At 41.7% G+C, this 26,430-nt stretch carries 14 protein-coding genes and 11 pseudogenes; all 25 read left to right on the forward strand.

Going from position 1 to position 26,430, the window contains the following annotated elements; translation table 11 throughout:
* Window positions 1–58: 58 nt before the first annotated feature.
* The 25 genes and pseudogenes from QNH10_RS21165 to mutS all read left to right on the forward strand — a co-directional run bounded on the left by QNH10_RS21165 (window position 59) and on the right by mutS (window position 26,423).
* Window positions 59–268, forward strand: a complete 210-nt coding sequence (locus QNH10_RS21165; RefSeq protein WP_430541060.1) for a hypothetical protein — start codon at window positions 59–61, stop codon at window positions 266–268.
* The gene (locus QNH10_RS21170) at window positions 265–504 is read left to right on the forward strand and encodes a hypothetical protein (protein WP_430541061.1); all 240 of its coding nucleotides are present in this window, start codon (window positions 265–267) and stop codon (window positions 502–504) included. Before QNH10_RS21165 ends, QNH10_RS21170 begins: the two co-directional genes overlap by 4 nt.
* A gap of 2 nt (window positions 505–506) precedes the next feature.
* Window positions 507–2,430, forward strand: a pseudogene (locus QNH10_RS12090) (DNA translocase FtsK); the annotation flags it as partial.
* A 160-nt stretch (window positions 2,431–2,590) separates the two neighbouring features.
* Window positions 2,591–3,318 (forward strand): annotated as a pseudogene (locus tag QNH10_RS12095) (GntR family transcriptional regulator).
* A 160-nt stretch (window positions 3,319–3,478) separates the two neighbouring features.
* Entirely contained in the window at window positions 3,479–4,540 is a 1,062-nt protein-coding gene (locus QNH10_RS12100) for a BMP family lipoprotein (protein ID WP_283731756.1), read from the forward strand.
* Between the two features lie 263 nt (window positions 4,541–4,803).
* The gene (locus QNH10_RS12105) at window positions 4,804–6,357 is read left to right on the forward strand and encodes an ABC transporter ATP-binding protein (RefSeq protein WP_283731757.1); all 1,554 of its coding nucleotides are present in this window, start codon (window positions 4,804–4,806) and stop codon (window positions 6,355–6,357) included.
* Window positions 6,347–7,392, forward strand: a pseudogene (locus tag QNH10_RS12110) (ABC transporter permease). Before QNH10_RS12105 ends, QNH10_RS12110 begins: the two are co-directional and overlap by 11 nt.
* Window position 7,393: 1 nt before the next feature.
* A pseudogene (locus QNH10_RS12115) lies at window positions 7,394–8,356 on the forward strand (ABC transporter permease).
* Between the two features lie 150 nt (window positions 8,357–8,506).
* Window positions 8,507–9,142 (forward strand): peptidase M16 family protein, encoded by a 636-nt coding sequence (locus QNH10_RS20640; RefSeq protein ID WP_347177872.1) that lies wholly within the window; start codon window positions 8,507–8,509, stop codon window positions 9,140–9,142.
* Window positions 9,143–9,159: 17 nt separating this feature from the next.
* Window positions 9,160–9,414: an insulinase family protein gene (locus QNH10_RS20645; protein WP_347177873.1), complete on the forward strand. Its 255-nt coding sequence runs from the start codon at window positions 9,160–9,162 to the stop codon at window positions 9,412–9,414.
* Entirely contained in the window at window positions 9,399–9,767 is a 369-nt protein-coding gene (locus QNH10_RS20650) for a peptidase M16 family protein (RefSeq protein WP_347177874.1), read from the forward strand. Before QNH10_RS20645 ends, QNH10_RS20650 begins: the two co-directional genes overlap by 16 nt.
* 2 nt (window positions 9,768–9,769) lie before the next feature.
* A pseudogene (gene yfmH / locus QNH10_RS12125) lies at window positions 9,770–11,067 on the forward strand (EF-P 5-aminopentanol modification-associated protein YfmH).
* 2 nt (window positions 11,068–11,069) lie between these two features.
* A pseudogene (ymfI, locus tag QNH10_RS12130) lies at window positions 11,070–11,797 on the forward strand (elongation factor P 5-aminopentanone reductase).
* Window positions 11,798–11,987: 190 nt separating this feature from the next.
* Window positions 11,988–12,784: pseudogene (locus QNH10_RS12135) on the forward strand (YmfK family protein).
* Between the two features lie 18 nt (window positions 12,785–12,802).
* Window positions 12,803–13,663 carry a helix-turn-helix domain-containing protein gene (locus tag QNH10_RS12140; protein ID WP_283731758.1) on the forward strand — a complete coding sequence of 287 codons (861 nt, stop codon included), beginning with the start codon at window positions 12,803–12,805 and terminating at the stop codon, window positions 13,661–13,663.
* Between the two features lie 74 nt (window positions 13,664–13,737).
* On the forward strand, window positions 13,738–14,316 hold the full coding sequence (gene pgsA, locus QNH10_RS12145; protein WP_283731759.1) for a CDP-diacylglycerol--glycerol-3-phosphate 3-phosphatidyltransferase: 579 nt from the start codon (window positions 13,738–13,740) through the stop codon (window positions 14,314–14,316).
* 12 nt (window positions 14,317–14,328) lie between these two features.
* A pseudogene (locus tag QNH10_RS12150) lies at window positions 14,329–15,593 on the forward strand (competence/damage-inducible protein A).
* A 172-nt stretch (window positions 15,594–15,765) separates the two neighbouring features.
* A pseudogene (gene recA, locus QNH10_RS12155) lies at window positions 15,766–16,827 on the forward strand (recombinase RecA).
* A gap of 826 nt (window positions 16,828–17,653) precedes the next feature.
* Entirely contained in the window at window positions 17,654–19,219 is a 1,566-nt protein-coding gene (gene rny, locus QNH10_RS12160; protein ID WP_283731760.1) for a ribonuclease Y, read from the forward strand.
* 76 nt (window positions 19,220–19,295) lie between these two features.
* Window positions 19,296–20,092, forward strand: a pseudogene (locus tag QNH10_RS12165) (TIGR00282 family metallophosphoesterase).
* A gap of 87 nt (window positions 20,093–20,179) precedes the next feature.
* Complete coding sequence (locus QNH10_RS12170; RefSeq protein ID WP_283734624.1) at window positions 20,180–20,446, forward strand: stage V sporulation protein S; 267 nt, start codon at window positions 20,180–20,182, stop codon at window positions 20,444–20,446.
* Window positions 20,447–20,648: 202 nt separating this feature from the next.
* The gene (miaB, locus tag QNH10_RS12175; RefSeq protein WP_283731761.1) at window positions 20,649–22,184 is read left to right on the forward strand and encodes a tRNA (N6-isopentenyl adenosine(37)-C2)-methylthiotransferase MiaB; all 1,536 of its coding nucleotides are present in this window, start codon (window positions 20,649–20,651) and stop codon (window positions 22,182–22,184) included.
* Window positions 22,184–22,618 carry a YlbF/YmcA family competence regulator gene (locus tag QNH10_RS12180; RefSeq protein WP_283731762.1) on the forward strand — a complete coding sequence of 145 codons (435 nt, stop codon included), beginning with the start codon at window positions 22,184–22,186 and terminating at the stop codon, window positions 22,616–22,618. Before miaB ends, QNH10_RS12180 begins: the two co-directional genes overlap by 1 nt.
* Window positions 22,619–23,195: 577 nt before the next feature.
* Complete coding sequence (gene cotE, locus QNH10_RS12185; protein WP_283731763.1) at window positions 23,196–23,747, forward strand: outer spore coat protein CotE; 552 nt, start codon at window positions 23,196–23,198, stop codon at window positions 23,745–23,747.
* Between the two features lie 121 nt (window positions 23,748–23,868).
* Window positions 23,869–26,423: pseudogene (gene mutS, locus QNH10_RS12190) on the forward strand (DNA mismatch repair protein MutS).
* Window positions 26,424–26,430: the final 7 nt, after the last annotated feature.

The raw sequence follows: 26,430 nt of genomic DNA on the forward strand, positions 1-26,430 counted from the left end.
AAGGATTTCCATGCCGACCGTACGGCGGGAAATCCTTTTTGTGAAAGGAGGAGGAAACATGTCCAAAAAATCGAAGAAACGAAAAAAGGCCAGTGCTTCACGGAAAAAGAAGGATGGCATTAATCCATTAGTGTATGAAGTTTCAGGTTTAACAATGATTGGCTTCGCTATTATTATTATTTTTGAATTTGGAATGGTAGGAAGGGGTCTGTCTTCATTTGCGAGACTGCTATTTGGTAATTGGCATGGAGCTGTCCATTTTTATTGATCGTACAAGCACTTCTTTTCATGATCAATCGTAAAACAGTAGGATGGAAAAATCGTATTGTTGGGGGTAGTCTGTTCATACTTGCAAGTTTATTACTATTTAGCCATATCCATTTATTCAAAGAACTATATGAAAGCAAAGTACTTATGACGAATTCAGCAATTAAAGAAACATGGAAAGTCCTTGTAACTAATGGAGGAATAGTTTCCAGAAGCGGGGCACTTGGCGGGGATTAATAGGTGCCATCCTATTTGCTTTATTCCATACATTATTCGATTCCTCCGGTGCGACTGTCGCAGGGGTACTCCTATTGTTGGTTGGTATTATTCTATTAACCGGTAAAGCATTTGTTCCATATTTATTGGAATTGTATCCAAAAATAGCAGAATCCTTTAAGTCGAAATTCGAAAGGAACGAAAAGAACAGAAAGAACGAAAAGAAACCAAAAGAAAAACAAGATTCGTCTGTACCATCAAGAATGTCGTGTTCCCAAAAAGGGAAACAAACTGATAATGATAAGGAGCAAGAATTCACACCTGATGTGGGTGAACAACAAGAAATCATTTCTAAACCGATTATTTCTAACTTCAAGGAAAATATTAATAAGTCAACCCTTGATGAACAAGCCGCTGTAGCAGAGATGGAAAGGCCAGTAGAGCAGAAAAAAGAAGAAACGAGCAGCCCTGAGCAAAATCAGATGGACACATATTCTGGTGTTGCGGGGAGGAGGAGAATGTTTCATATATTCTTCCGCCGCCTTCATTACTACTCCAGTCCCCTTCTAATGACCAATCAGCTGAATTTGTTTCCATCCAAGCCAATGCCGAAAAACTGGAAAAAACGTTTTTAAGTTTTGGTGTGAAAGCAACAGTTGAACAAGTTCATTTAGGTCCTGCAGTTACAAAGTATGAAGTGCTCCCGGACACAGGTGTAAAAGTTAGTAGAATCGTTAGTTAGCGGATGATATTGCCCTTGCCCTTGCAGCAAGTGATATTAGAATCGAGGCACCGATTCCAGGGAAATCAGCTGTCGGAATTGAAGTTCCAAATAGTTCTGTCGCTATTGTGAGTTTGCGGGAAGTGATTGAAGCGAAGGAAAACAATCGACCTGATTCGAAATTGATGATTGCGTTAGGTCGCGACGTGACTGGACAAGCAATGATGGCCGAGTTGAATAAAATGCCTCACGTCCTTGTTGCGGATCGACGGGTAGTGGGAAAAGTGTTTGCATCAACGGCATCATCATTAGTATTTTAATGCGTGCCAAGCCACATGAAGTTAAAATGATGATGATCGACCCTAAAATGGTTGAATTAAATGTGTACAATGGAGTACCTCATTTGTTGGCACCGGTTGTAACCGATCCTCGGAAAGCTTCCCAAGCTTTGAAGAAGGTCGTATCAGAAATGGAACGTCGATATGAATTATTCTCGCATACAGGAACCCGGAATATTGAGGGGTATAATGATCACATTGAACAATGGAATGTAGAAAACGATGAAAAACATCCGAAAATGCCTTATATAGTTGTTATTGTTGATGAGCTTGCGGATTTAATGATGGTTGCTTCGAGTGATGTCGAGGATTCGATTACTCGTCTTGCTCAAATGGCAAGAGCTGCGGGCATCCATTTAATCATTGCGACTCAACGTCCAAGTGTAGATGTCATTACAGGGATCATTAAGGCGAACATTCCGTCACGAATCGCCTTCGCTGTTTCATCCTCTGTAGATTCAAGGACAATTTTAGACGGATCCGGTGCCGAGAAGCTTTTGGGTCGAGGAGATATGTTATTCCTGCCTGCTGGTGCATCGAAGCCAGTAAGAATTCAAGGGGCTTTCGTTTCCGATCAGGAAGTCGAGAGTATTGTCAATTTTGTCATAGAACAACAAAAGGCTCAATATCAAGAAGAAATGATCCCGACTGATATCGAGGAAGTACAGCCACATGAAGAAACAGATGAACTATACAATGATGCTGTTCAATTGGTCATAGAGATGCAGACGGCATCTGTATCTATGTTGCAGCGCCGTTTCCGAGTTGGTTATTCTAGGGCTGCCCGGATTGTAGATCAAATGGAAATGCGTGGGGTCAGGTCCTCCGGAGGGTAGTAAGCCGAGACAAGTCCTTGTTTCCCAAAGTGAAGTGGATATTCATCAATGATTATTATGACTATAGAAACAAGATTGTAACAATTTACTATCTAAAAATCTTGTTTATATAAAATCTACTGTTTATTTTGTAGGATGAAGATGATATAGTATGAATGATTAGGAAAGATGTAACACGTCTGAGGTCTAACCTCACTAAGGGGGGATTGAACATGTTGGTTAAGACGGATCAAAGGCATTTATACGTGCAGGTAATTGAACGTTTAAAGGGTGATATTGACTCCGGTATTTTCAAAGAAAATGAGAAATTCCCCTCGGAATTTGAGTTAGCGAGGAATTTAGGCGTCAGCAGGGCGACACTAAGGGAAGCCTTGCGTGTTCTTGAAGAAGAGAAAGTGATTATTCGTAAACACGGAGTAGGTACTTTCGTTAATCCGCGCCCAATATTTTCGTCCGGTATCGAACAACTTTCAAGCGTCTCCTCGATGATACGTGATGCAGGAATGGAACCAGGTACCATATTTATGGAGGTTCAAGAGAATCCCCCTACTGATGAAATGATGGGAAAATTTGATTGCGGAACGGAAGATAGTCTTGTTACAATTAAAAGGGTTAGAACAGCAGATGGAGATCCAGTTGTATACTGTATCGATCATGTGCTTTCCAGGAATTTAAATGCTGGGCAGAAGACTTATTGAAAGAATCTATTTTTGATTCGCTCGAAAAATCGGGTAAGATTAAAATTGCCCAAGCTATAGCGAATATTGAACCTGTTGGGTATGATGATGAAGCCTCATCAATTTTAAGATGTGGGGTGGACATTCCTTTGCTCGTATTAATTCAGTATCATTATAGTGAAGAAGGCGAAATGGTCCTTTACTCTAAAAATTATTTTAGGGCCGATAAGTTCAGCTTTCATGTAGTTCGAAAAAGGGTATAAGGTCAATTGGAAAAATATTAGGTAACCCTTCATCCAATTACAGGTGGCAATTCTCACCTGTACTGATTCTGTAAGCGGTTGCTAATTTTCCAAGAGTCTTTAAATAGACGTTCATACGTCAATATTTTATACCAAAATAAAAAACAGGGGGGTCCAATCAGTGAGCAAACGTAAATACGGTCTTGCATTATCATTGGTTCTTGCAGCAGGTACATTACTTGGTGCATGTGGTACGGACAAAGACAAAAAAGATTCTACATCATCAAAAGGTGGAAATGAATCAAACTTTTCAGTAGCGATGGTTACGGATGTCGGTGGTGTTGACGATAAATCCTTCAACCAATCAGCTTGGGAAGGGATCCAAAAGTTCGGGAAAGACAATGGGTTAACTGAAGGAGACGGATACACATATCTTCAGTCAACAGGTGAAGCAGACTACACTACTCACTTAAATGCGCTTGCCCGCCGTGATTTCAGCCTCGTATTTGGCGTTGGTTTCATGATGGAAGATGCGATTGGAACGATTGCTAGTCAACAAACTGACAAGGAATTTGCAATCATTGACGGTGAAGTTAATGAGCCGAACGTAGCAAGCATTCTATTCAAAGAGCAAGAAGGTGCATTCCTTGCGGGTGTCGCAGCAGCTTTAATGACAAAATCCGATAAGATCGGATTTGTCGGCGGTATGGATATCCCGGTTATCAACCGTTTCGAAGCTGGATTTGTTGAAGGTGTTGCAGCAGTAAATCCTAATATTAAAGTAGACGTTAAATACACTGGATTCTTTGACAAAGCTGAACTTGGTAAAGCTGAAGCGGCTCGTATGTATTCTTCAGGCGTAGATATTATCTTCCACGCAGCTGGCGGAACAGGTAACGGTGTCTTCTCTGAAGCGAAAGAACGTAAACAAGCAGATAAAAATGCAAATGTATGGGTAATCGGTGTTGACTCCGACCAATACGACGAAGGTCAAGTTGGTGATGACAACATTACATTAACATCTATGCTTAAGCGTGTTGACGTAGCGGTTCAAGACATCTCAGCACTTGCTAAGGAAGGTAAATTCCCAGGTGGAGAAACAAAAGTTTACGGTCTTCATGATGATGGCGTAAAACTTGCAGATTCACGTGGTGCACTTCCTGAAGATGTTCTTAAGCAAATTGACGAATACGCTAAAAAGATCGCTGATGGTGAAATCGTAGTATCTGAATCCCTAAAATAATTTATAAACAGCAATAAGGGCCGGTTTAGTCCGGCCTTTGTTGTGGATATGGATTTTGTGGGATACATTTATTTAATGTATTAACGAGAGTTAGTAGTAAATTAATAGAGTAAAAGGTTCTTTATCAATATAGATGAGCTTATGATTAGGTCATACGCTTTTATATTGGGTAATTCCACTTATTGTGGTAAAACAGAATCTTTTATTGTATTAATTTTTTCCTGAAGATTAACGTTATATTATTATACAAGGAAGTGAAACCATTGGAATATGTCATTGAGATGTTGAACATTACAAAGAAGTTTGGTGAATTCCGGGCGAATGACAACATCACTCTACAATTGGGAAAAGGAGAGATCCATGCGTTATTAGGTGAAAATGGCGCAGGGAAATCTACATTGATGAACGTATTATTCGGGCTATATCAACCTGAAGATGGAGAAATACGTGTCAATGGAAAAAAGGTCAATATCTCGAATCCAAACGTAGCAAATGATTTAGGAATCGGTATGGTTCATCAACATTTCATGCTTGTGGAAAATTTGACTGTTACCGAAAATATTATCCTTGGCAGTGAGCCGAAAAAAATGGGTGTCGTAAACATCAAGGATGCTGCGAAAAAAGTCGCAGAAATCTCTAAACTTTACGGTTTGAATGTAGATCCATATGAGAAAATCGAGGATATATCTGTTGGGATGCAGCAACGCGTTGAAATTTTAAAAACACTCTATCGTGGAGCGAACATTCTAATCTTTGACGAACCAACGGCTTCACTAACTCCTCAGGAAATTCAAGAATTGATTACCATTATGAAGAAGTTGATAACTGAAGGCAAGTCGATTATTTTGATCACTCATAAATTGCAGGAGATTATGGACGTATCTGATCGAGTCACCGTCATCCGAAAAGGTCAAGGAGTCGGGACAGTTGTTACTTCAGAAACGAATCCGGAAGAGTTGGCAACATTAATGGTCGGAAGACAAGTTACGTTTAAAACAGAAAAAGGGCCGGCGAATCCAACTAATGAAGTATTGTCCGTCACAGATCTTGTTGTTACGGATAATAGGGGAATTGAAAGAGTAAAAGGTTTAAATCTTTCAATCCGTAGAGGAGAAATTGTTGGTCTTGCAGGTATTGACGGAAATGGACAAACCGAGTTGATCGAAGCGATTGCTGGCCTTAGAAAAGTTAAAAGCGGGAAAATCACTATTAATTCGAAAGATATTACTGGCATGAGTCCGAGGGAAATAACTCAATCAGGCTTGGGACATATTCCGCAAGACAGACATAAGCATGGACTTGTACTTAATTTTTCTGTTGGCTATAATGCCGCATTGCAAGAATATTACCACGAGCCATTTTCAAAGAATGGCATCATGAACTATGGTGTGATCTCCGAAAATGCTAATAACATCATAGAAGAATATGATGTACGTACGCAAGGGGAATGGGAACTTGCCCGTGCCCTATCAGGCGGAAACCAACAAAAATTGATCATCGGACGGGAAGTATCGAGAGATCCTGATTTGCTTATTGCCGCATTGCCGACAAGGGGTCTCGATGTAGGTGCGATTGAATTTATTCATAAAAGGCTAATCGAACAGCGTGATAACGGGAAAGCAGTATTCTTAATATCATTTGAGCTGGATGAGGTTATGAATGTTTCGGATCGTATTGCGGTTATCCATGATGGACAAATCGTAGACACTGTTATCCCAGCTGAGACAAATGAACAGGAATTAGGTCTTTTGATGGCAGGTCATGCCATCAAAGGAAAAGATGCATTGAAAGAAGGTGTGGATCGAGATGTCAAATAGAGTTATTAATATTTTAGTTCCAGTCATTTCGATCCTACTTGGTTTACTTGTCGGAGCGATTGTTATGCTTTTCAGTGGCTATGATCCGGTAAACGGATATATAGCTCTTTGGAATGGAATATTTGGAGACAGCTATGCTATTGGTGAGACGATTCGGCAAATTAGTCCCTATATCCTTGCCGGACTTGCTGTAGCATTCGCATTCCGTACAGGTCTTTTCAACATTGGTGTTGAAGGACAGTTGATGGTCGGTTGGTTTGCGGCAGTATATGTGGGTGCAGCATTTGAATTACCTATGATTATCCATCTACCAATTACTTTACTCGCAGCAGCATTGGCAGGTGCCCTATGGGACTTGTCCCAGGGATTTTGAAGGCTACACTTCGGGTGCATGAAGTTATTGTAACGATTATGATGAACTACGTTGCCCTTCATGTTGTGAATGCACTAATCAAAACAGTTTCTAACGGTAGCTATAAAACGGAAAAAATCCAGCCGACAGCATCATTGCGGTCAGATTTCCTTTCAAATTTAACAGATTACTCAACGCTTCACTATGGTATTTTTGTTGCCCTTGCGATGGTTATTGTAATGTGGTTCATCTTGGAAAAAACAAAAACTGGTTTCGAGTTAAAATCAGTCGGATTCAACGAAAATGCTTCCCAGTATGCAGGGATGAATGTTAAAAAGAACATTGTCCTTTCCATGGTCATCTCCGGTGCGTTTGCAGGGCTTGCTGGCGCAATGGAAGGTCTGGGGACTTTTGGAAGCATGACTAGTCTAGGCGGTTTCACTGGTATTGGATTTGACGGTATTGCGGTTGCCCTACTTGGTGCAAACACTCCGCTTGGTGTCATTTTCGGAGCTTCCTTGTTCGGTTCACTTAAGTATGGTGCGAATAATATGCCGAATGCTGCAAATATACCGCTTGAAATCGTTTCAATCGTCGTTGCACTTATCATTTTCTTTGTTGCTTCAGGATATATCATCCGTGTTGGACTGCAACGTCTGAAAAAGAAAAAGGAGGCGAAATGACATGAGCTTTTTAGAAGTACTATATTTTATCATCCCGACTTCAATCGCTTATGCAGCCCCTCTCATCCTTACAGCAATAGGTGGCGTTTTCTCCGAACGTTCCGGTGTTGTCAATATTGGACTTGAAGGTCTTATGGTAATGGGCGCGTTTGTAGGTATTGTTTTCAATTTAGCCTTTGTTAATGTATTTGGCGGATGGACACCGTGGATTGCCCTGCTTGCTGCGATGCTTGTTGCTGCAATCTTCTCCATCATGCATGCTGTCGCTTCCGTTTCCTTCCGGGCAGATCAGGTTGTTTCCGGGTAGCGATCAATATGTTAGGAATTGCAATTGCGTTATTTTCTGTAAAAATGATGTTTGGAAAAGGGCAGACTGATTTCATTCAGCAAAAAATTCCGCGCGTTAACGTTCCAATTTTGCAGGATATCCCGATAATCGGCCGATGTTCTTCAAATCCCTTTACGGAACTTCAGTATTGGCAGTCGTTGTTGCGTTTATCGCATGGTTCGTCCTATACAAGACGCCATTCGGCCTCCGTCTTCGCTCAGTAGGTGAACACCCGATGGCTGCAGATACGATGGGGATCAATGTCACGAAAATCCGGTATGCTGCCGTTATCATTTCCGGTGGTCTTGCAGGTATTGGTGGGGCAATTTATTCCCAAACGATGACAGGCGATTTTGGTCACGCGACGATAAATGGTCAAGGTTTCATGGCGTTGGCTGCTATGATTTTTGGTAAATGGCATCCGATTGGTGCAATGGAGCTGCCTTATTCTTCGGGTTCGCTCAAACACTTGCAATCAGTGCAGGGTCAATCGATATAGAGTTCATTCAAAAAATACCAACTGTATACTTCCATATACTACCGTACGTCTTGACGATCTTAGCGCTCGCTGGATTTATTGGAAAAGCGAACGCACCGAAGGCTAGTGGTGTGCCGTATATTAAGGGTAGTAGATAAATAACAATCAGTCGCCCAGATTCCTCTATGGATTCTGGGCAGTTTTTTTGTGCAAAGTTATAAATAATGCGTTTATTTTGCTCTGGCAACGTTGTGGAATGTATAGTGTAGAAAGGTATTCGTATAATAAAGGAAAAACGAGGTGTTCATATGTTTAAGAAAATTGTGCTGCAAAAGGGCGTCAATCTATATATTCGAAAGACGGAACAATTCAAGACAATTACGATGTCTATTAAATGGATTTCAGAATTAGACGCAAAACAAGCCGCGCATCGTGCCGTATTATCGAATGTACTTCAAGATTCAAATGCTGAGTATCCGCAACAAAGTGAGCTACGAAAGGCATTGGATGAACTTTATGGCACCGTATTTTACTTGGATGCGGGTAAACGTGACAATACACATATTATTTCTCTAAATATGGAGTGTGTTAACGACGAGTATCTGTCAACTGACGGTGTTTTTGATGATGCATTGAAAATGATACAAACTGTTATTTTTAAACCGAATTTCAAAGATGGCTCATTTGATGAATCAATCGTTCGTCGTGAAAAACGAACAGTAATTGAACGAATCCGTTCTATCTATGATGATAAAGCAAGATATGCCCATAAGCGCATGTTCGATTTAATGCGCCCAAATACCCCAGCTTCGATATCGGCTAACGGAACTGAAGAAGACGTAGAAAGCATTACAAGTGCAACGCTTCTCGATACATATGAGAACATGTTGAAGAATGATGCAGTTGACATTTATATTGTTGGAGATGTCAAGAGGAAGAATTAATCGAGAAAATTAAAGAGATGTTTAATTTTCAAGAGAGGGAGTTTGTCCGTAAGCCCTCCGAACTTGATACGAATGAAGTGAAAGATATCCAAACGGTTTTTGAGAAACAGGATATGAAGCAAGGGAAATTGCAAGTAGGATATAGTACGCCTGTTTCCTTTTATCATCCAGATTATCCTAAAATGCAAGTTACAAATGGGGTATTCGGTGGATTTGCACATAGTAAATTATTCATGAATGTCCGTGAAAAGAGAGCATGGCATACACTGTAAATAGCGCCTACGCTGCGTATTATGGCGTAGTGTACATGGCAGGGATTGATGCAGAGCTTGAAGAGAAAGCTGTTAAATTGATTGGAGAACAAATTGACGCTTTACAGAAGGGTAATGTGACGGATATGGAACTTGAGCAAACCGTTGCTTTATTATCAAACAGTATTCGAAGCGCCTTTGATTCCGCAAGAGGGCAAATCGAAATTTATGATCAATATAAATACTTTGATGAGGATTTCACTGCCGATAAATGGATTGCACAGTGGAAGTCGGTCACCATCGAAGATATTAAACAGATGGCTTCACAGATTAAATTGGAACTCATCTACTTGTTATCCGGAAGGGAGGCATAATGATGGAAAAGATAAGCTTTGACAATTTACAAGAAACTTTATTCCACGAAAAGCTTGATAATGGGTTAAGTGTATATATTTTACCTAAACGAGGATTTTCCAAAACATATGTCACATTTACAACGAAATACGGTTCGATTGATAGAACATTCATCCCAAGAGGGAAGAAGGATTTTGTAACAGTCCCGATGGCATCGCCCACTTTTTAGAACATAAGATGTTCGATAAAAAAGAAGGGGATGTTTTCCAGAAATTCGGAGTTCTTGGTGCAAGTGCGAATGCGTTCACATCATTTACAAGGACATCATACTTGTTCTCAACGACTGAAAACCTTTATGAAAACACGAAGGTATTGTTAGATTTTGTCCAAGAGCCATATTTTACGAAAGAAAAGGTTGAAAAAGAAAAAGGGATTATTGCTCAAGAGATAACGATGTACGATGATAATCCGGACTGGCGAAACTATTTCGGAACAATTGAAAGCCTATACAAAGAACATCCTGTCAGAATCGATATTGCGGGGACTATTGAAACAATAGAGGAAATTACTGCTGAACATTTGTATGAATGTTACGAAACATTTTATCACCCTTCGAATATGGCAGTTTTCGTAATTGGAGCAGTTGACCCGGAAGAAATGATGAATTTCATCAAGGAAGATCAGAAGGGGAAGGAGTTTTCTGAACCTGAAGAGATTACAAGGGAATTTCCGAAAGAGCCGTTGGAGGCTACAACGGAGAAAACTGTACTTGAAATGGATGTCCAAAGACCGAAATTCAATTTTGGCATGAAATGTAACCGGACAGATCTTAAAGGTGATGAAATGATTCGTCAAGATTTAGCAGTCCATCTTGTGCTTGACATTCTGTTTGGTAGAACATCCGAATTTTACACGAAAGCTTATAATGACAATCTGATCGATGAAACATATAATTATGATTTCACTTTGGAAAAGGGATTTGGATTTGCAATGGTGGAGTCTGATACCGAGAATCCGACTGATCTGGAAGCGGTAATTCGGAAGACACTATCCTCTCAAGTTGAAAATTGGACAGTTACTGAGGCGGACTTGGAACGTGCGCGAAAGCGGAGAATCGGCCAATTTATGCGCTCGCTGAATTCGATTGAATTCATTTCCAACCAATTCACAACTTATAATTTTAATGATATGAATTTATTCGACGTTGTCCCAACTCTTGAAAAGATGACTATTGACCACCTGAAAGACGCCTTCTCTACGATATCAGACCTAAACAGTCATACAGTTATGACGATTGTTCCTGGAGCGAAGGAAAACTGAACATGAAACGTTATGCAGTAATCCTTGGGGCATCGGGAGGTATTGGAGAAGCCATCAGCCGTAAGTTGGCAGCTGATGGCTGGTCCTTGTACCTTCATTTCAACAAAAGTAAAACGCGGGTTTCGCTCCTTCAACAAGAATTGTCCGAGTCATATCCGAACGGGGATTTCCAACTCGTTCAATCGGATTTTTCAAAAGATGATGGTGCTGAAATACTTGCTAACCAAGTAGGTCATGTCCAGACAGTTATCGTCGCATCTGGACAATCAATGCTTAAACTTTTGACGGATACAACGCAACAAGACATGGATGCCCTTTGGAAAGTGCATATGCAAAATCCATCCTTGTTCATAAGTTACATATCATCTCAATTACGAAGTCACAAAGTATCATATATTGTTTTTATCGGTTCATTTGGGGCAACACAGGTGCTGCAGGTGAAGTCATGTATTCTGCCGTAAAAGGTGCCCAACATGCTTTCGTTAAGGCGTATGCTAAGGAGGCGGCATATACGGGTACTCGTGTGAATGCAATAGCTCCTGGGTGGATAGATACGGAAATGAATGATGAATTGTCGGAAGAGGATAAACAGATGGTTATTGAGCAGATCCCCTTACAAAAAACTGGATCGCCTGAGGAAGTTGCAGAACTTACGGGTTTCTTAGTCAGTGGAAAAGCGGATTATATAACTGGTGAAATAGTGAAATTAAATGGTGGGTGGTATATTTGAATTTAAAAAGGGGAGATATTGTTCCCCTTTTTTTTTTTACTTTTCTTCATCCCATTTATCCGTTATTATAGAACTAAGTTGCGACTCGCGCGTCCTATACCCTGGGTACTTTCATAAGGGTTGCAAATGAACGGTTTCTATTTTATTGGTTATCCTAAATTGGATATAGGGAACGATAGGAGTGTGTCGAATGGGTGAATGGTATGTCGAGTACGAGATACAAGTGAATCGACCTGGCTTGCTTGGAGATATCGCTTCACTTTTAGGGATGCTTCGCGTTAATATTATTACGATCAACGGTGTGGATGGTGGCCATCGGGGAATGCTGGTCAGGACAGAAAATGATGATCAAATCAAACGTTTTGAATTGATTGCATCCACAATGGAAACCATTCAAGTAAAGAAGATCCGTGAGCCGAAATTACGCGATATTTTAGCGGTAAGGCATGGAAGATATATCCAACAGGATATTGATGACCGGAAAACGTTCCGATTCCTCCGGAGTGAACTGGGTATTCTTGTTGACTTCATGGCGGAATTGTTTAAACAAGAAGGGCATAAGTTAATCGGAATACGTGGAATGCCACGGGTCGGAAAGACGGAGTCAGTAGTTGCCGCGAGTGTATGTGCGAATAAGAAATGGATTTTCCTCTCTTCCACGATGATAAAACAAACCGTTAGAAGCACCTAGCTGGAGATGAATTCTCCAGAGATAATATTTTCATCTTAGATGGCATTGTTTCACGTAAATCGGGAGATGAGAGGCATATGCAGCTTGTACGTGAGATGATGGGTATGCCTTCTATTAAAGTTGTCGAACATCCGGACATGTTTGTTCGGCACTCCGAATACGACATGGAAGACTTTGATTATATTATCGAATTACGAACAGATCCAGATCAGGAAATCACATATGAAATGATGGAGAAGAACCATATGATGACCGATACAGGGCAGATGGGTGGATTTGGAAATTTTAACTTTTAAACAAGGAAGGTGACTAAAATGACCGGATTAGGTGATCGTCTAAAGGAAGCAAGAACTGCGAAAGGCTACTCATTGGATGATTTGCAAACCATAACTAAAATTCAGAAACGGTACCTTTCCGGTATTGAAAATGAAGATTACAGTATGATGCCTGGAGCTTTCTACGTTCGTGCGTTTATCAAACAATATTCAGAGGCAGTCGGTTTGGATGCTGATGAAATGTTGACATTATATAAGGAATCAGCTAATTATGATAATCTCGAAGAAGAAAACATCGCCCCTCCACTGACAAGGAGCCGAGGCTTAAAAGGCAACAGTCGTCTGAATGAAACAATACCGAAAATCATTGTGGCGTTTTTCATTATTGTAATCATTGTTGTAGTTTGGGTTCTTTCGCAACAAGCGGCATCGAAGCAAACAGGCACCGATGTAAAGCCTGAAGATAAGCTAGTAACAATGGATAACAATCAAACGCCAGGAAATACTGAAGAAGAAGTTGTTGATGATCCAATTGAGGAAGAAACAGTGGAGCCGGATCCAGAACCGGAAGAAGTAGTTAAAGAACAGGTTCTTGCATATGAAAGTACAACTGGATCAGATTTTAAATACTCCCTGACAGATGCAGATGAATTCAAGCTTAAAATTGATACATTAGGAGATACATGGATTGGTGTTCAGAACGAAAAGAAAGAGGAACTGACACCGATGGCTCGCGTTATGAAAAATGGGGAAACACTTGAGTTAGATGTTTCAGATGTCGAGTATGTCCGAATTCGAGTCGCTGTACCATCCTTTGCGAATATCTACGTGAATGAAGAAAAACTGGAATATTCATCAAACGTATCTCCACAAAATATTTACATTGAATATAAGAAATGAAAATAGTCATCTATATGGATGACTATTTTCATTCACCATACATAACGCATTAATTTTTAGGAAGGATGAGACAGTTGAACTTACCAAATAAAATTACGGTTTCCCGTGTTTTTCTAATCCCTATATTTATCATTTTCATGCTTGTCGATTTTGGAATGGGAACATTGAATGTAGGGGGTACCACACTTCCAACTGAGCATTTAATAGGGGCAATCATATTCATAATAGCCAGTTTGACGGATTGGTTTGATGGTCATTTAGCAAGAAAACATAATCTTGTTACGAATATGGGTAAATTCCTTGATCCGCTTGCGGACAAGTTGCTTGTATCCGCAGCGTTGGTCGTTTTAGTGGAATTAGGGAATGCGGCATCATGGGTCGTCATCATCATTATTAGCAGGGAGTTTGCTGTAACCGGTTTAAGGATGATAATGGCAGGTGGCGGCGAAGTGGTCGCAGCCCAGCAGTTAGGGAAGATTAAGACTGCAACCCAGTTAGTCGCAATAACTTTCCTTCTAATGAACAATATCTTTTTTGAAATGATTAACATTCCATTTGGTTCAATTATGCTGTACATTGCACTATTTTTCACCATTTGGTCTGGAGCTGATTACTTTTATAAGAATCGTCGTGTCTTGCTTGACTCGATGTAAGGAGGCACCATTATGAGGGCGGAAATCATTGCAGTAGGTTCTGAACTTCTATTAGGTCAAATTACGAATACGAATGCCACATTCATTTCGGCTCGTCTTGCCGAAATAGGAATTGATGTATACTATCATACGGTTGTAGGGGATAATCCCGATCGATTAAAAAGGCTATCGGAATCGCAGAAAAGCGTGCGGATCTGATAGTTTTTTCTGGAGGACTTGGTCCAACAAAAGATGATCTGACGAAAGAAACAATTGCTGAAATGTTGGGAACCCATCTGAAAATGAATAATGAAGCCCTTGTTTCAATTGAAGACTATTTCTTACGAACTGGTAGAATGATGACCGAGAACAATAAAAAGCAGGCACTCGTTTTGGCGGATTCTGTTGTATTGAAAAATCGTAACGGAATGGCGCCGGGTATGGCTCTTGAAAAAAGTGGGGTATCTTATATTTTATTACCCGGTCCTCCACATGAATTGGAACCCATGTTTGAAAGAGAAGCTATCCCTTATTTACTTGGGGCATTAGGTAATAAGGAAGTCATAGTTTCCCGTGTTTTGAAATTTTTTGGAATTGGAGAAGCAGAGCTTGAGCATCGCGTTCAAGGAATCTTACAAAAACAATCCAATCCGACTATCGCGCCACTAGCATCCCAAGATGCAGTCATTCTTCGAATAACGGCAAAAGCACTTTCTACTGATGAGGCGGAGAAATTGATCGCTCCTGTTGAAAAGGAGATCCGTGATCTTGTCGGAGAATTTATATTCGGAATCAATAATGATACATTATCATCAAAAGCAGCAGATCTGTTAAAAAAGGCCCAATTGACTATTGCGGCAGCTGAAAGTCTGACCGCAGGACAATTCATGTCCGAGTTGGCAGGTGAATCTGGAATCAGTTCCTCTTTGAAGGGCGGAGTTGTTGTCTACAATGACGACATGAAAGTTGAACAGCTTGGCGTTTCACGTTCATTGCTTAAGGAGTATGGAGTTGTTAGCTCTGAATGCGCGGAAGCACTTGCCAGAAGTGCGAAACTAAAATTCGGTTCTGATATAGGGGTCGGATTAACAGGTGCCGCCGGACCCGATCCTCACGATGGAAAACCTGTAGGGACGGTTTGGATAGGTATTGCTCTTCAGGATGGCGATGTAAAGACATTTAAACTTGATTTATCAGGCACTCGAAATACAAACCGTCGTCGTGCCTCTCAATATGCACTCTACTATTTAATAAAAGAATTGAAAAAGAGAATAGTTGAAAATAAGATTTTGGACTGAAATTCTCAATTAAAAATGATTTTTACCTATGTATTCTCATTTAAAAATGACTTTCGGGAAAATAAATCGAATAAGCGTTCGACTTTTTATTGAGTATTTCTCATAAAAGGAGTATAGTAGAGACAGGAAGAAAAAGAACAACAGAACAGGACCTTTAAGGGGAGGAATCATTTTGAGCGATCGTAAAGCGGCTTTGGATCAAGCCTTGAAACAAATCGAGAAACAATTCGGGAAAGGCTCCGTCATGAAATTGGGGGAGAAGACAGACCTGCAAGTTTCCACATCTTCAACCGGTTCACTTGCGTTAGATGCGGCATTAGGGGTAGGAGGCTATCCAAGGGGCCTGTGTCATTGAAATCTATGGACCTGAGAGCTCGGGTAAAACGACTGTAGCACTTCATGCAATAGCGGAAGTCCAAGCAGCAGGTGGACAAGCAGCGTTTATTGATGCCGAGCATGCGTTGGATCCAATTTATGCCCGAAAATTAGGCGTCAATATTGACGAATTGCTTTTATCCCAGCCGGACACCGGCGAACAGGCGCTGGAAATTGCTGAAGCACTTGTACGAAGTGGAGCAGTTGACATCATCGTCGTTGACTCCGTTGCCGCATTGGTACCAAAGGCGGAAATTGAAGGGGAGATGGGTGATTCACATATCGGTTTGCAAGCACGTCTTATGTCACAAGCGCTTCGTAAACTGTCTGGAGCAATCAACAAATCGAAAACAATCGCCGTTTTCATTAACCAGATTCGTGAAAAGGTCGGTGTCATGTTCGGTAACCCTGAAGTAACACCTGGCGGCCGGGCACTGAAGTTCTATTCTTCTGTCCGTCTTGAAGTACGCCGTGGAGAAGCAATCAAGCAAGGAAATGATATCGTAGGTAACAAAACGCGCGTTCGTGTCGTGAAAAACAAAGTCGCTCCACCGTTCCGCACTGCAGAAGTGGATATTATGTACGGAGAAGGTATCTCAAGGGAAGGCGAGATTATCGACATTGGTGCAGAACTGGAAATTGTACAAAGAGCGGTGCATGGTATTCCTATGAAGGGGAACGCGTTGGACAAGGCCGTGAGAATGCGAAACAGTTCCTTCGGGAAAACCCAGATATCCGTGCTGAAATTGCGAACAAGATTCGTGGTTCATACGGAATGGCTGCTGCTAATTATGTAATTGCAGGCCATGACGAAGAGGAAGATGAAGAACTTGAATTATTCCTTGAAGAAAAAAAATAATACGAAAAAGCTGACATGCCTTTGTGCAAGTTAGCTTTTTTGTTTTTTGGTGCCTTAGCATCGCTCTCCGCTTTTGTTATCATCCAGCTCCGGGGGCAGCTGCTCGGGTCATAAGTCAGCTTCGCTACACGGCAAAGATCGCCGTTTCACGAATCCGCCTTATGCCTGTCGCAGCTAACCGCCCCCCTCCGCTTTTGTTATCATCCAGCTTCGGTCGCCAGGCCCTCGAGTCGCTTCAGACAAGCCAAAAAGGCAAAGGGCGCCTTTCCGCCTTGTCTTCCAGCGCTTGTCGGGCCTAAGCGTTGCCCTCCGCTTTTGTTTACATCCAGCTCCTGGGGGCAGCTGCTCGGGTCATAAGTCAGCTTCGCTACACGGCAAAGATCGCCGTTTCACGAATCCGCCTTATGCCTGTCGCAGCGCACCGCCCCCCTCCGCTTTTGTTATCATCCAGCTTCGGTCGCCAGGCCCTCGAGTCACTTCAGACAAGCCAAAAAGGCAAAGATCGCCTTTCCGGCTTGTCTTCCAGCGCTTGTCGGGCCTAAGCGTTGCCCTCTGCTTTTGTTTACATCCAGCTCCTGGGGGCAGCTGCTCGGGTCATAAGTCAGCTTCGCTACACGGCAAAGATCGCCGTTTCACGAATCCGCCTTATGCCTGTCGCAGCTAACCGCCCCCTCCGCTTTTGTTTACAATCCTTGACATGTTAATTTTTCATAGATACAATTAGAATTGTATAATTTCACACCAATGAAATCATTATGGCAGTATGTTGAATGTTGATATACGGGCCGACTGAAAACGAAAAGAATAGCAGGAGGAGGTGACCTGGATGCCAGACATCATTATAAACATCATCTCCGCTTTGGTAGGTCTATTCGTCGGTGCAGTTGTTATCTATTTAGTTATCAAAAAGGTGAATGAATCAAGAGTGACGGGTGCCAAAAACTCTGCAGAACAAATCATCGAAGATGCAAGACGTGAAGCAGAAGCTTTGAAAAAAGAGGCACTTTTAGAAGCCAAAGATGAAAATCACAAACTGAGAATTGAAGCGGAATCAGAAGTCCGTGAAAGAAGAGCGGAATTGCAGAAGCAGGAAAACCGCCTTTTACAACGGGAAGAAAATCTTGACCGCAAGGATGATGCTCTCAATAAAAGAGAAGCGGGACTGGAGCGTAAAGAAGATGCGCTTTCCAGTAGACAACAGCATATTGAACAAATGGAACGCAAGGCGGAAGATCTTGTTGCCGTCCAACAGACGGAACTTGAAAGAATCTCGGCACTCACCAGGGATGAAGCGAAACGAATTATCCTTGACGATGTTGAGAAGGAACTTTCCACGGATATTGCTGTAATGACGAAAGAATCGGAGCAACGTGCTAAAGAGGAATCAGAAAAGAAAGCACGTGAAATCCTTTCTCTTGCATTACAACGTTTCGCCGCAGATCATGTCGCAGAAACGACTGTATCTGTAGTGAACTTGCCGAACGATGAAATGAAAGGACGAATCATCGGAAGGGAAGGCCGCAATATCAGAACTTTGGAAACATTGACTGGTATCGATCTGATTATCGATGACACACCTGAAGCAGTCATCCTATCAGGATTCGATCCTGTCCGCCGTGAAACCGCGCGACTTGCACTTGAAAAACTCGTACAAGATGGCAGGATCCATCCGGCCCGGATTGAAGAGATGGTAGATAAGTCAAGACGGGAAGTGGATGAATTGATCCGCGAAAAAGGTGAACAAACCACTTTCGACGTGGGTGTCCATAACCTTCACCCGGATCTTATCAAAATCCTTGGACGTTTGCATTTCCGTACAAGCTATGGACAAAATGTCCTGAAGCATTCCGTTGAGGTTGCTTATCTTGCTGGACTCTTAGCTGCGGAAGTTGGCGAAGATGTTACGTTGGCAAGGCGTGCAGGACTCCTTCACGATATTGGTAAAGCAATTGATCATGAAGTTGAAGGAAGCCACGTCCAAATCGGAGTAGAATTAGCTACAAAGTACAAAGAACATCCTGTTGTAATCAACAGTATTGCTTCCCATCATGGTGATGAAGAGGCTACTTCGGTCATTGCAGTATTGGTTGCGGCTGCTGATGCATTATCTGCTGCTAGACCGGGTGCGAGAAGTGAAACTCTTGAGAACTACATTCGCAGACTGCAAAAACTCGAAGAGATATCGGAATCATATGATGGAGTCGAGAAATCATTCGCAATTCAAGCGGGACGCGAAGTCCGAATTATTGTACGTCCTGATCAGATCGATGATATAACAGCCCATCGATTGGCAAGGGATATACGTAAAAGAATTGAAGAAGAGCTCGATTATCCAGGTCATATCAAAGTGACTGTGATCCGGGAGACACGTGCTGTCGAATATGCAAAATGATGTGAAATGACTCCTGTCCATTATGGTGCAGGAGTGTTTTTTTTTGTCATCTTCACAAAGGAAGAGGTATAAATTTATGAAGGTAGTATTTATAGGCGATATTGTTGGATCAATCGGCAGAGATATGGTGTTTAACTATATCGCACGTTTAAAAAGGAAGTACCAGGCGGACGTAATCATCGCAAATGGAGAAAATGCTGCATCGGGCAGAGGAATCACTAAAGCTATTTTCGACGATCTTCTACGTTCGGGCGTTGATGTGGTAACAATGGGAAATCACACTTGGGATCAAAAGAGATCTATGATTTCATCGATGACACCGATTATTTAATTCGTCCGGCGAATTTTTCAGATGAGGCACCTGGTAGGGGGATGACCAACATTACGAAAAACGGTGTGACACTTTCAGTAATAAATTTACATGGACGTACATTTTTACCACCACATTCTGATCCTTTTGAAAAAGCCGAGCAGTTGATAGAAGAGGCAACTAAAATTTCTCCACTTATATTCGTTGATTTCCATGCTGAGGCAACGAGTGAAAAAATTGCAATGGGATGGCATCTCGATGGTAAAGCATCTGTTGTGGTTGGAACCCATACACATGTCCAAACAGCTGATGACCGCATTCTCCCTGGAGGAACCGCATACTTAACGGACGCAGGAATGACAGGCCCTTATGATGAAATATTGGGAATGAAAAAAGAGGATGTTATTTATCGTTTTAAAACAAATCTACCGGTCCGTTTTGAAGTTCCCAAAAAAGGGCGTAGTCAATTGAATGGTCTTTTCGTAGAATTAGACGACCAAACTGGAAAGGCACTATCGATTGAGCGCATCATGATCAACGACGATCATGTATTCGAAGCATGAGTTGCGTCTAATCATCTCCTTCTTTTCATAAGATGACTTATGGATAAATACATTCCATAGACATCGTGAAAACAAGGAGGAAACATGGTGAGTCCATTGAAAGTATCATCCCGCTCTAATCCGAATTCTGTCGCAGGAGCACTTGTAGCGGTCATCAGAGATCAAGGGTATGCGGAAATGCAGGCGGTAGGTGCAGGTGCTTTGAATCAGGCTATTAAAGCAGTTGCAATTGCTCGTGGTTTTGTCGCCCCAAGCGGAAGCGACCTCGTATGCGCACCAGCATTTACTGATATTGAAATTAATGGCGAGGGACGAACAGCATTAAAGCTGCTCGTTGAAAAACGAAAACGATAATAATCATTATCTGAAGCCCACGGAAGCATTCGTTCCATGGGCTTCATTTTTTCCCATTTAGACTATAATGTCACACGGTTGCCTAAATCTACAGGATTTCCATAAATCACAAACCCGTCACTTCAAACTATAAAGAACTTCATGTATAATGTAGTCGAGTCTATACAATTCCCACAAGGTTTGAAGAAAGGGGAAGTTATTTATGAATGAAGAGCAACGTCTGCAATCGGGGCTTGTGAAATCGACCGTTGCTGCGGAAAAAGACTATAGTAAATATTTTGAGACTGTCTATACACCACCTTCCTTGAAAAATGCAAAGAAACGTGGGAAGGAAGAAATCGCTTATCATGATGATTTCAAAATTGACGAACGTTTTTTAGGCATGGGGAAAGGTCGTAAATTTTATATCCGTACATATGGCTGTCAGATGAATGAACATGATACAGAAGTGATGGCCGGTATATTCACAAGTTTAGGATATGAATCGACAAATACAGTTGAAGACGCAGATGTCGTTCTACTGAATACTTGTGCGATTCGGGAAAATGCGGAAAACAAGGTGTTTGGTGAGTTGGGTCATTTGAAGCCGTTGAAACTTGAGCGTCCGGACATGCTTATTGGCGTGTGTGGATGTATGTCTCAGGAGGAATCGGTCGTCAATAAGATTCTTCGAACCTACGATCAAGTAGATATGATATTCGGTACGCATAACATCCATAGATTACCGAATATCCTACACGAGGCATATATGTCTAAAGAGATGGTTGTCGAGGTTTGGTCTAAAGAAGGGGACATTATTGAAAACCTTCCAAAAGTACGCCACGGCAATATTAAAGCCTGGGTAAACATCATGTATGGCTGTGATAAGTTCTGTACATATTGCATTGTCCCTTACACTAGAGGGAAAGAACGAAGCAGACGTCCTCAGGACATTATTCAAGAAGTAAGACAGCTTGCTGCACATGGATACAAGGAAATTATGCTTCTTGGTCAAAACGTTAACGCTTACGGGAAAGACTTTGAGGACTTGGATTACCGGCTGGGTGACTTGATGGATGATCTTCGAAAGATAAACATCCCAAGAATCCGTTTTACAACGAGCCATCCCCGAGACTTCGATGATCATTTAATCGAAGTGCTTGCAAAAGGTGGCAACTTACTTGACCATATCCACTTACCTGTCCAATCAGGATCCAGTGATATTTTGAAAATCATGGCGCGTAAATACTCACGGGAGCAATACTTGGAACTTGTAGGGAAAATTAAAAAAGCCATTCCTAATGTAACGCTAACAACTGATATTATTGTCGGTTTCCCTAACGAAACAGATGAGCAATTCGAGGAAACACTTTCTTTATACAAAGAAGTCGGATTTGAAATGGCCTATACGTATATTTATTCACCACGCGAAGGAACTCCAGCTGCAAAAATGGTGGATAATATTCCGATGGAAGTGAAGAAAGAAAGGCTTCAACGTCTTAATAAATTGGTGAATGAAATGTCGGCTGAAGCAATGAAGCCGTATGATGGCAAAGTGGTTAAAGTGCTTGTTGAAGGTGAAAGTAAAAGGAACCCTGATGTTCTCGCGGGGTATACCGAAAAGAATAAACTTGTGAATTTCAGAGCTCCACGTTCTGTCATTGGTGAAATAGTCAACGTGAAAATTACAGAGGCCAAAACATGGTCACTCGACGGCGAATTTATCGGCGTTGTAGAAGAGGATAAGGTGATGTCATAATGGAAAAACTATATACAAAAGAAGAGATCATTGAAAAAGCACGTGAAATTGCCCATATGATCGCTAACACTGAACAAGTTGAATTTTTCAAACGTGCAGAAGAACAAATCAATGAAAACCAAAAGATTCGTGAGAAAATTGCAAGCTTAAGATCATTACAAACACAAGCTGTAAATTTCCAAATGTATGAAAAAGCACGTGCCCTTGAAATCATCGAAGGGAAAATCGAAAAAATTCAAGAGGAAATTGATGAAGTGCCGATTGTTCAGGAATTTAAACAATCCCAAGTTGAAGTTAATGACCTTCTTCAATTGGTCTCAAATACGATTTCAAACAGCGTGACGGATGAAATCATTGAATCCACTGGCGGCGATGTCCGTGGAGGCAAGACTGGTTCCTACGTTGAAAACACAAAACCAAAACCATTGTCATAACAAAAGCGGAGGGTGGCGGTTAGCTGCGACAGGCATAAGGCAGATCTGCGAAACGGCGTCCTTTGCCGTACAGCAGAACTGACTTATGACCCGAGCAGCTGCCACCCGCAGCTGGATGATAACAAAAGCGGAGGGTGGCGGTTAGCTGCGACAGGCATAAGACAGATCTGCGAAACGGCGTTCTTTGCCGTACAGCAGAATTGACTTATGACCCGAGCAGCTGCCACCCGCAGCTGGATCATAACAAAAGCGGAGGGTGGCGGTTAGCTGCGATAGGCATAAGGCAGTGGAAGGCAGTCTAAGTGCGCGACGTCCTGTCGCAACGACTGCACACCTGCATCCATGCAGGCGCGAAACGGCGTTCTTTGCCGTACAGCAGAACTGACTTATGACCCGAGCAGCTGCCACCCGCAGCTGGATGATAACAAAAGCGAATGACGCCAAGTAACCGAATGATAAAAAAACCGACGAGGATAAATAATTCCTTATCGGTTTTTTTCACTTTCTGGGCTCGTGTTGCATAGGATAGGTAGAAGTCAATGAAGGAGGAAGAGAACTGAAAAACATACGGCAAATTGTGACGAAGACTGTTATCGCGAAAGGGAGAAAGCGCACGGAATCGACTGTAACACTTAGGCCACCGAATAATCCATCCAGTATTTTGGGCTGTTGGGTGATTAACCACACACATCAGGCGAAAAAAGTGGGCAAATACATCGAAGTTACTGGCAAATTTGATGTGAATGTATGGTATTCGCATCATGACCACTCAAAGACTTCTGTCTATTCCGAAACCGTTCCGTATAAGGATCGAATTAGAATTCATTACCGTGATGAGCCGGTATCTGGCCAGGAAGAAATTATTGTCAACGTGGTCCAACATCCAAATTGTACTGAAGCACTTATCTCTGAAGATGGTGAAAAATTCCTTGTTAAAGTTGAAAGGGAATTGGTTGCAGAAGTCATTGGGGAAACAAAAGTGGCCATTACAATCCATCCTCACCAGTTTGAAGAGGAGTGGGCTATCTCCGATGAGTCATCCTCTCATGAGGGTCATGATCACAAACCAAGTTTCAAAGCGGAAGATAATCATCAGGAAGACAGAGGAAAAGATTCACGACCATTCTAAGCCGGAAGAAGCATCCGGCTTTTTTTGTTTTATATGAAATTAATTGTCTTTTGAGCTTTGTTACTGTGATAGGGTTAGTTTTGATATAATAGGGGAAAACGTAGATACAGTGAGGTTTAAAATGACAACATATACACCGATGATAAAACAATACCTAAATGTGAAAGCCGAATATGAAGATGCCTTTCTATTTTTCCGTCTCGGTGACTTCTATGAGATGTTTTTCAACGACGCAATTGAAGCATCAAACATCCTTGAAATCACATTAACAAGCAGAGACGGTGGTAGTGCGGATAAAATACCAATGTGTGGAATTCCATATCACTCCGCAGAAGGATATATCGAAACACTTGTGCAAAAAGGTCATAAAGTTGCAATCTGTGAACAAACCGAAGATCCAAGAGCAGCTAAAGGAATTGTAAAGCGAGAAGTCGTGAAAGTGATAACACCAGGTACAATCACAGAAGGTAAGACGATCGATGCAAATGCGAATCACTTCATCGGAGCGGCAGATCAATTAGAGGATGGTCGGTATGCACTTGCTTATGTCGACCTTGCAACAGGGGAAGGTAAAGTGGAATTTGTTTCGGGTGATGAAAGAACTCTAATTAGTGAAATCGAAGCGTTAGGCATGAAGGAAATCGTTGTCCGTGAACGTCTACATATTACCTTAAATGAAGGCATGGCAAAAAGGGATATCGTTCTTTCAATGGAAAATGGAGAAGGAGAAAAAGGCGGAATTGCAACGCAGTCCGAAATTCCTTCTGAGATGATGGAAGCATGCGAAATTCTCCTATCTTATCTCAAACGTACTCAAAAATCCAGCCTCGATCATTTACGCCCATTCGATTACATACAAAAGACAGATAAACTTTCCATTGACGCAAACTCGATGCGGAATTTGGAACTGATTAAGTCTATACGTAATGGAAGTAAAGAAGGCACGCTATTCTGGTTGTTGGATGAAACCTCCACTGCTATGGGCGCAAGGAAATTAAGAATATGGATTCACCAGCCACTTGCGGACAAGTCTGCAATCGAAGACAGGTTAGAGCTTGTAACCGATTTAATAGATGATTACTTTCTACGGGATGAATTGAAGACATCGTTGAAAGAAGTTTATGATCTTGAACGGCTATCAGGTCGGATTTCCATGGGCAACGCAAGCGGAAGGGACTTGGCTCAATTAAGAAATTCACTTAGGTGCATTCCTAATTTGAAAAACGCACTATTCCAATCAGGTCACGAACGGCTCCAACGCTTTTCTGAACGACTTGATACATGTGAAGAAGCCCTGCAATTATTGGAAGCTTCCGTCGCAGAAAACCCACCTCTATCGGTTAAAGAAGGCGGCATCATTAAAGACGGCTTTAATGAAAAATTGGATCAGTATCGGGACGCCTCAAGAAACGGTAAGGAATGGTTAGCTGGACTCGAACGAGATGAACGTGAACGAACTGGCATTAAGTCATTGAAGATTGGGTACAATCGCATATTTGGCTATTATATCGAAATTACAAAGTCTAATATTCATCTCGCTGATTTAACAAGATATGAACGAAAGCAAACACTTGCCAATGCGGAGCGTTATATCACTTCTGAGCTAAAAGAGAAGGAAGATTTAATATTAAATGCGGAAGCTGAAGGACAGGATCTCGAATATACCTTATTCTGCAATGTTCGCGATGAGATGAAAAGCCATATACGGAAAGTGCAAAAGTTAGCAAGCGTATTATCTGAATTAGATGTACTTCTTTCTTTTGCAACAGTTTCGGAAAAATATCGATATACAAGACCGCAATTCCATAATGGACGAGCCTTAGAAATTAAAAATGGTCGTCATCCCGTTGTTGAGAAAATGATGGATCAGTCACTATATGTACCGAATAGCTGTGTATTGGCAGAAGACGCCAATATGTTGTTAATCACCGGTCCAAACATGTCAGGTAAAAGTACATTCATGCGACAAGTTGCTTTGACGGTTATTATGGCGCAAATCGGCTGTTATGTACCATGCGAGTTCGCTAAACTACCAGTTACCGATCAGATATTTACAAGAATAGGTGCAGCAGACGACCTTGCTTCAGGGCAGAGCACATTCATGATGGAAATGATGGAATCTAGATATGCCATTGCAAATGCCACGGAAAAAAGCCTTCTTCTATTCGATGAAATAGGTCGGGAACATCAACGTACGACGGAATGTCACTTGCCCAAGCAATGATGGAGTTCATCCATGATGAAATTGGCGCCAATACACTATTCTCCACCCATTATCACGAGCTGACAAAACTCAATGAGAACTTGAATCGTTTAGTGAATGTCCATGTTGCAGCGATGGAACGAGAAGGGAGAGTCGTCTTTCTTCATAAAGTGATGGCTGGAGCAGCGGATAAAAGCTATGGGATTCATGTTGCACAACTTGCCGGCCTTCCGGATTCAATCGTAATCCGTGCCAAGGAGCTATTGGACAACTTCGAAAGTGAACAGACAATGAATAATGAGACAAGTGCAACACAACTGTCGTTCTTCGACTTGCCCGATGAATCTGATCAGATGACAGAAAAAGATAAATCAGTACTCGACGCATTGGAGCATACTGACCTACTGAACCTAACCCCAATGCAAGCAATGCATCTAATCATGGATTGGCAAAAAGAACTTAAAAATAGTTAAAAATAGA

Source organism: Sporosarcina thermotolerans (assembly GCF_030067815.1).
GTDB classification, from domain to species: domain Bacteria; phylum Bacillota; class Bacilli; order Bacillales_A; family Planococcaceae; genus Sporosarcina; species Sporosarcina thermotolerans.

Excerpts from the sequence above, each read along its gene's own strand:
- QNH10_RS20645 (WP_347177873.1), top strand. The coding sequence starts at position 9,160 with ATGTTTAATTTTCAAGAGAGGGAGTTTGTCCGTAAGCCCTCCGAACTT.
- QNH10_RS12140 (WP_283731758.1), top strand. The coding sequence starts at position 12,803 with ATGACCGGATTAGGTGATCGTCTAAAGGAAGCAAGAACTGCGAAAGGC.
- miaB (WP_283731761.1), top strand. The coding sequence starts at position 20,649 with ATGAATGAAGAGCAACGTCTGCAATCGGGGCTTGTGAAATCGACCGTT.
- QNH10_RS21165 (WP_430541060.1), top strand. The coding sequence starts at position 59 with ATGTCCAAAAAATCGAAGAAACGAAAAAAGGCCAGTGCTTCACGGAAA.
- QNH10_RS12180 (WP_283731762.1), top strand. The coding sequence starts at position 22,184 with ATGGAAAAACTATATACAAAAGAAGAGATCATTGAAAAAGCACGTGAA.
- QNH10_RS20640 (WP_347177872.1), top strand. The coding sequence starts at position 8,507 with ATGTTTAAGAAAATTGTGCTGCAAAAGGGCGTCAATCTATATATTCGA.
- QNH10_RS20650 (WP_347177874.1), top strand. The coding sequence starts at position 9,399 with ATGGCATACACTGTAAATAGCGCCTACGCTGCGTATTATGGCGTAGTG.
- rny (WP_283731760.1), top strand. The coding sequence starts at position 17,654 with ATGCCAGACATCATTATAAACATCATCTCCGCTTTGGTAGGTCTATTC.